Origin of the sequence: Alteromonas sp. CH_MED4-4 (assembly GCF_037029575.1) — a bacterium.
GTDB classification, from domain to species: Bacteria; Pseudomonadota; Gammaproteobacteria; order Enterobacterales; family Alteromonadaceae; genus Alteromonas; species Alteromonas macleodii.
This window is the reverse complement of record NZ_JAYMEU010000035.1, coordinates 43,479-49,752: the sequence shown is the minus strand read 5'-3', so window position 1 is coordinate 49,752 and position 6,274 is coordinate 43,479. Positions and strand designations below refer to the sequence as shown.

The 6,274-nt window shown below is 44.1% G+C and carries 3 protein-coding genes; 2 read left to right on the top strand and 1 reads right to left on the bottom strand.

The features are described 5' to 3' along the window. Positions 1-391 precede the first annotated feature (391 nt). On the bottom strand, positions 392-757 hold the full coding sequence (locus WA381_RS18520; RefSeq protein ID WP_014949226.1) for a DUF4870 domain-containing protein: 366 nt from the start codon (positions 755-757) through the stop codon (positions 392-394). Positions 758-1,214: 457 nt separating this feature from the next. Between WA381_RS18520 and WA381_RS18515 the strand changes: the two genes are divergently transcribed. Together WA381_RS18515 and WA381_RS18510 are read left to right on the top strand one after the other, a co-directional pair. Then, the gene (locus tag WA381_RS18515; RefSeq protein ID WP_156086318.1) at positions 1,215-3,035 is read left to right on the top strand and encodes a M2 family metallopeptidase; all 1,821 of its coding nucleotides are present in this window, start codon (positions 1,215-1,217) and stop codon (positions 3,033-3,035) included. 264 nt (positions 3,036-3,299) lie between these two features. Then, complete coding sequence (locus WA381_RS18510) at positions 3,300-6,149, top strand: ligand-binding sensor domain-containing diguanylate cyclase (RefSeq protein ID WP_289617986.1); 2,850 nt, start codon at positions 3,300-3,302, stop codon at positions 6,147-6,149. Positions 6,150-6,274 lie beyond the last annotated feature (125 nt).

The window sequence follows — 6,274 nt, the reverse complement described above, 5'->3', positions numbered from 1 at the left end:
GAACAACCCTATCTTGGCTCATTTGAAGCCTTTATGGGAGGAGAGGGTCCATACCATTAATCCGCATAGATAAGTGCTAACTGACGACATAGCGCTTCTGAAAAAGTAGCGCCCTCGTTACGACATTAGCGACATATGAGTTAATTATACTAATTGTGAATAGCGCGACACCTATTTGAAAACTATCTTCAAGATTACCACAGGTAGAAGAAGTCACAGGAAAGAGGTGAACATGCTTTTAAAACCAAAACACATCGCGTTATTGTTCACGCTGGCAATTGCAGTATCTGCAATGGGATAAGCACAAAGGCGTCTCAACATGGAAACGCCCTTCGAAAGCGATCTTAAGTCACAGTGTTTCTTGCTAGACGTAACGTAGGATTCCGTTAGGTTAACGTTTAAAAAACTCAAAGCTTAGCGGGTACACCCACAACTCCCCTTTGTTCGCTTTGACTGCTGCCACGATAGCAAAGACGATGTTCATTAATCCAAGAGCGATGAAGCCTAGGGCTCCTATGATAATCAGCGTCAAGACAAAACAAATAACAGAGTAAATGAGCAAGCTTATTAACCAATTCGCTGTCACCCTGCCGTGCTGATTGATGTCTTCATTTTGATCTTTGTGAGCAATCCATAGCACAATAGGCAATATGATACCTAAGCCAGGTATAATGAAACTGGATAACTGAGAAACATGAATGAGTGTACAGTAGCTTCGAGCGTTCAAGCCCCAGTAGAGTGGTTCTTCCGTTGACATTACTATTCCTTAAAATCTACACAGGTTTAATTTGATAGATGTAAGCATCTATCGCCGTACCGGAGCCTAATGTACCAGAAACATCAACATGTTCGTATTGTTCGCCCCAAAATTCATCTGGCTTTAATTAAATTTCTCAAACCTTCGAATATCCAGACCACACCTCAACGTTCGTGTTATCAAAAACGTAATACCAGTCCGCATAGTTAATTACCCACTCAGCGAGATTTAAAATGTTCCTAATCGCGGCGTGTTACCCTAGGCATAGCGGTTCTACATCAAGGCAACACAACAAAGAGTACGAACATTTTATAAGGCGAGAGGTGAAATTATCGCTGATTAAAATGGAGGGACTTTCAAATTTGTTTTACAAAAGCAACATAGCGTTACACAATGCTAGAGCATGTCTATGTGAACGTCGATTCACGTAAAAAACACAATAATTAAAGGACAAAGTATGCTCAATCACAAACGTACTCTGATAGCAGCATTGGTAAGCGTTTCGCTTATGGGGTGTGGCGAAAGTACAACACAGACAGAAACTAAACCACAACTCACTGCACAAGACGCCAAGCAGTTTTTAACACAGGCGCAAAATGATATTGCAAAAATGCAAGTTCCTGCCGCGCACGCCGAGTGGAGCTACGCCACGAATATCAATTTCGATACAGCAGCAGTCAGTGCTTACTTTAATGAAGTGCTTTCTACCAAGGTTGCAAAGTTAGCTAAAGAAGCGGCGAAATTTAACGATGTAGACGTAGATGCCGACACCCGCAGACAGCTTGATCTACTAAAAAATAGTTTAACAATGCCGCCGCCGGCAGATGCGGAAAAAGCAGAGCGGCTTGCAAAAATTGGTTCTGACTTAAGTGCCATGTACGGCTCTGGTGAGTATTGCAGCGAAGATGGTACGTGCAAAAGCTTGGTTGAAATGAGCTCTGAAATGGCCACCCTACGCGATGCTGACAAGCTACTAGAATATTGGACAGGCTGGCGTGAAGTATCTAAACCAATGGCAGGACTCTATGCAGAACAAGTATCGCTTGCCAATGAAGGCGCTGAAGAGCTAGGTTTTGAAAACGTCAGCGCCTTGTGGCGTGGAAAGTACGATATGCCAGCAGATGAATTTCCCAAGGAATTGGATCGCTTATGGACGCAAGTAGAGCCTTTCTACGAGTCACTACATTGCCATGTGCGCGCTAAGCTAGGTGAACACTATGGCGAAGACGTAGTACCTCAAGACAAACCGATCCCAGCCCATTTATTAGGTAACATGTGGGCACAGTCGTGGGGGAATATTTACGATATCGTTAAACCCCAGCAAGAAATGAAAGTTCCTGATGTTACAGGCGCATTAGCTGAACAGGGGTATGACGAAATCGCCATGGTTAAACAAGCAGAATCATTTTTCTCATCACTTGGCTTTGAAGAACTTCCAGATACCTTTTGGGAACGCTCTATGTTTCAAAAGCCTGAAGGCCGTGACGTTCAGTGTCATGCCTCTGCGTGGGATTTAGATGACAAAGACGATCTTCGTATAAAGATGTGTATTCAAAAGACTGGCGAAGAATTTAACGTTATTCACCACGAATTAGGTCACAACTACTATCAACGCGCTTATAAAGACCAACCACTTCTTTACCGTGGTTCGGCAAACGACGGCTTCCACGAAGCTATTGGCGACACCATCGCTTTATCAATAACACCTAAGTACCTTAAGCAAATCGAGTTAATTGATGAGATCCCAGACGCATCAAACGATATCGGTATGTTAATGCAAGTTGCGTTAGACAAGATTGCCTTCATTCCCTTTGGTCTGATGGTTGACCAATGGCGCTGGAAAGTGATGTCAGGTGAAGTAACACCTGAACAATACAATCAACTATGGTGGGAATTGAGAGAAAAGTATCAGGGTGTGATGGCGCCTGTTGAGCGCAGCGCCGACGCATTTGATCCGGGTGCAAAATATCACGTGCCTGCGAACGTACCTTATACACGCTATTTCCTAGCGCATATCCTTCAATTCCAGTTCCATAAAGCACTGTGTGACATTGCAGGTGATGAGGGCCCGCTTAACCGTTGTTCTATCTACGGCAGTGAAGAAGCCGGTAAAGCACTTAACGAAATGCTAGAGATGGGTATGAGCCAACCTTGGCAAAATGCGTTAGAAACACTGACAGGCTCACCGCAAATGGATGCCAGTACTATCGCTGACTACTTTGCGCCACTAAAAACGTGGTTAGATGAGCAAAATGCTACACGCCAGTGTGGCTGGTAACTATATCCGTTATGATTAGCCACTGGCTAACATAATTAATGCAGTCCAAAAAGCCTCGAATTTCGAGGCTTTTTTTGTTGAATTTAAACTTTTGTACCATTGTAAGAGCGGTAGATTAGCGTAACGTTAGTGTATAAATTTTATGTAATTTTTGATTATATTATGCGCACCCTGTTGGTACTTTCGCTTTTCATAGTTTTTACTGCAACTTGCAGCCTACCTGCACGCGCGAAACCTATTGCCCCAGCGTTTCACTCCTACAATATGGATAGTGGTATCGCCCACGTATCCATTTCAGATATTGCGGAAGATAAGTATGGTTTTCTGTGGTTGGCATCGCAGTCTGGTGTCGATAAATTTGACGGCTATACATTTCGAAACTTCGGCTTGTGGGGTGAAGACAAGTCAACAGGCCTCCAGACCCTCTTCGCCCTTCAGATAGAGGCAAGCTTAGACGGTCAATACCTGTGGGTGGGGACATACAGCGGGCTGAGCCGTATAGATGTTGATACTGAGTCGTTCAAGCACTACACGTTACCGGCGTCAGAGCCTTTCAATAAACAGGTAATTAATAGGATCAAGACCACCCACAATGGCCAGCTTTGGATTGTCTCTGAACGAAACCTTTACACTTACTCTCCAGACTCAGACAGTGTAGAACTGGTCAGCTACCTTCCCAGTACCACGAGTACGCTGACAGACATAGAACTTATCGGTAACACGCTTTATGTCACTTCCACCTCGGGCCTGTATAAACTTGATCCGTTTAAGAAGTCTCTTGAGTTAGTGGCTTTTGAAAACATGAACTTTACTCGACTGGTGGCAGCAGAGAAATCTCGATTCTGGTTGGGCACCGCTACCCACGGCGCATGTTTGTTCAATCCCGACGAACAAAGCACTACCATCGACAAAAGCTGTACCTCTGAAACTCACGGATTATCTGATAACTACGTTACAGACATCTTATTAAAGGACAACGGTGATATATGGGTTTCTACTCAGCGTGGGCTGAATATTTTAACGTCACATAACCCCAACTCTGTGCTGCGTGCACCGATTAACGAGAAAGATGCGGCCAAAGAGAGAATTTCAAGCCTTTATCAAACTAAAGCTGGGCTGGTTGTCGTTGGCACCAGAGACGATGGGTTTGCGATCAGTAACCCTCTGCTTAGCAACTTCTACTCTCAGGAAATAGGCGAAGGACGAATCATCTCCTCTTTATCGAATTACAAAGATAACCAAGTATGGGTAGCGAACGAAAAGGGCCTTTGGCTTTACGACACGATAAGTAAAACTCAACAAGGCCCATTTACTTCCAATGGTGCATTTGCAAGTAGCGAAGACACTAACGACAAGCTGTTGAGCGTGTTTTATCATACAAAGAGCGATGCATTATGGGTAACCACACGCACAGGCCTCGCCAAACTGAACCCCCAGACCAGAAACCTAGAATTTGTTGCGCTGAATGGTAAGTCAGGTTACAGCATTAATATCGATGATGACGGAGACATTTGGTATGGCGGCTACAGCGATGGATTGTTTGTATATCGCCCGTCAGAAGATAGGGTAATAAAGCAATGGCCATTGTCGCTGACAACGAGAATTGTTTTGGACGACAATGAAAACGCATGGTTAAGTACGGTATCCGGTTTATTTGTTGCGAATAAACTGACTGGAGACTTGACCAGCGTCAGTGAGTTTACGGACAAGATATCAGATCAAACTGTAGTGACGTGGATTTCTCAGTCAAAACGCGGTGGTTATTGGATTGGAACGCAAGCAGCTGGACTCTTCTTTATGTCTAAAGAAGGCAGTGATTTGTCAACGATTAAAGTGACACAAATTAAGCCTGAAAGTCGATTGAGCAATGTATCCATTGGGGCAATTGTTGAAGATGATGAATATGGGCTTTGGATCTCTACAATTGAAGGGATTGCGTATTTAGCACCTGACTTGTCTACCCTTTCTTATTTCGGTGCAGAAAACGGCGCACTGTCTACGGGTTACTATATTGGCTCTGTCACCGTAACTGAAAATAACACAATAATGTTTGGTGGAGCGGAAGGCGTAACACAATTTACTCCTTCACAAGTGGCAAATGTAAAGTGGTCACCTGGAGTGCACCTCACAAACGTTGAAACGGTGAGTAGGAACGAGCAAAACGGAACAACCTATCAGCAAAGACAGCGCCTAGACGAGGTAATCGAACTTAAACATAACGATATTGCGCTCACGATTGAATTTGCCGCCACTGATTATATGAATGCAAACGAACTTACGTATGCCTATAAACTCGCAGACTTTGAGAACAGCTGGCGCTTTACTGACTACAAGACAAGAACGGCCACCTACACCAACTTGGACCCAGGACGCTACCGCTTCACTGTTAAAGCTATAAATCAAGAGAATGAATGGAGCACCAATGCAGCGCAACTTGAAATAGTTGTAGTTCCACCATGGTGGGATAAGCCTATATGGCGCGTGGCGATTACCCTGCTAGGCATGCTGTTGATTTCATCGATGGTGTGGCTGAGGATAGCATCGTTGAAAAAGCGCTCTGCTGAACTTGCACTAAAAGTTGAGGAAAAAACCCGAGACTTAGAAGCGGTCGTAGAAAAGTTGACGCAGCTTTCAACTCAGGACGCATTGACGGGTCTCAAAAATCGTCGCTACTTTACACAAAGAGCCAAGGCAGCATGGCAAAATTATAAACGCCATAATCATACTTTCTCCTTGCTAATTGTTGATATTGATTTCTTTAAGCGTATTAACGATGAATACGGTCATCATGTGGGTGACACAGTACTGGTCAAAATAGCTAGGATCCTGGAAGATAGTTTAAGAGAAAGTGACGTTATTGCGCGATGGGGCGGTGAGGAGTTTCTTATATTGCTGCCTTCATTAAAGGTACAAGAAGCATTTTGGGTGGCAGAAAAGCTACGTAAAACTGTCGCGGATTACGAAATCGATGCTCCCCCCTACTCTGTATCGGCTACCATAACCTGTGGTGTAGCGGATATACGAGATTACGATAGTGTTGAGGCTTGCATTCACGCTATCGATAAAAAGCTATATGTCGGCAAAGAATCAGGCCGAAATGCGGTGATAAAATAGCCGCTGGCTGATCATCGTACCCATTAGTTTCTCTTCCCCCCATTGCATTGCCGTTTAAACGGCAATGCATGCAGGCAAACGTTTTGTCATGCATTTTATCGCAGTAATTGATCGCTTTCCTTTTT

Excerpts from the sequence above, each read along its gene's own strand:
- WA381_RS18510 (WP_289617986.1), top strand. The coding sequence starts at position 3,300 with ATGGATAGTGGTATCGCCCACGTATCCATTTCAGATATTGCGGAAGAT.
- WA381_RS18520 (WP_014949226.1), bottom strand. The coding sequence starts at position 757 with ATGTCAACGGAAGAACCACTCTACTGGGGCTTGAACGCTCGAAGCTAC.
- WA381_RS18515 (WP_156086318.1), top strand. The coding sequence starts at position 1,215 with ATGCTCAATCACAAACGTACTCTGATAGCAGCATTGGTAAGCGTTTCG.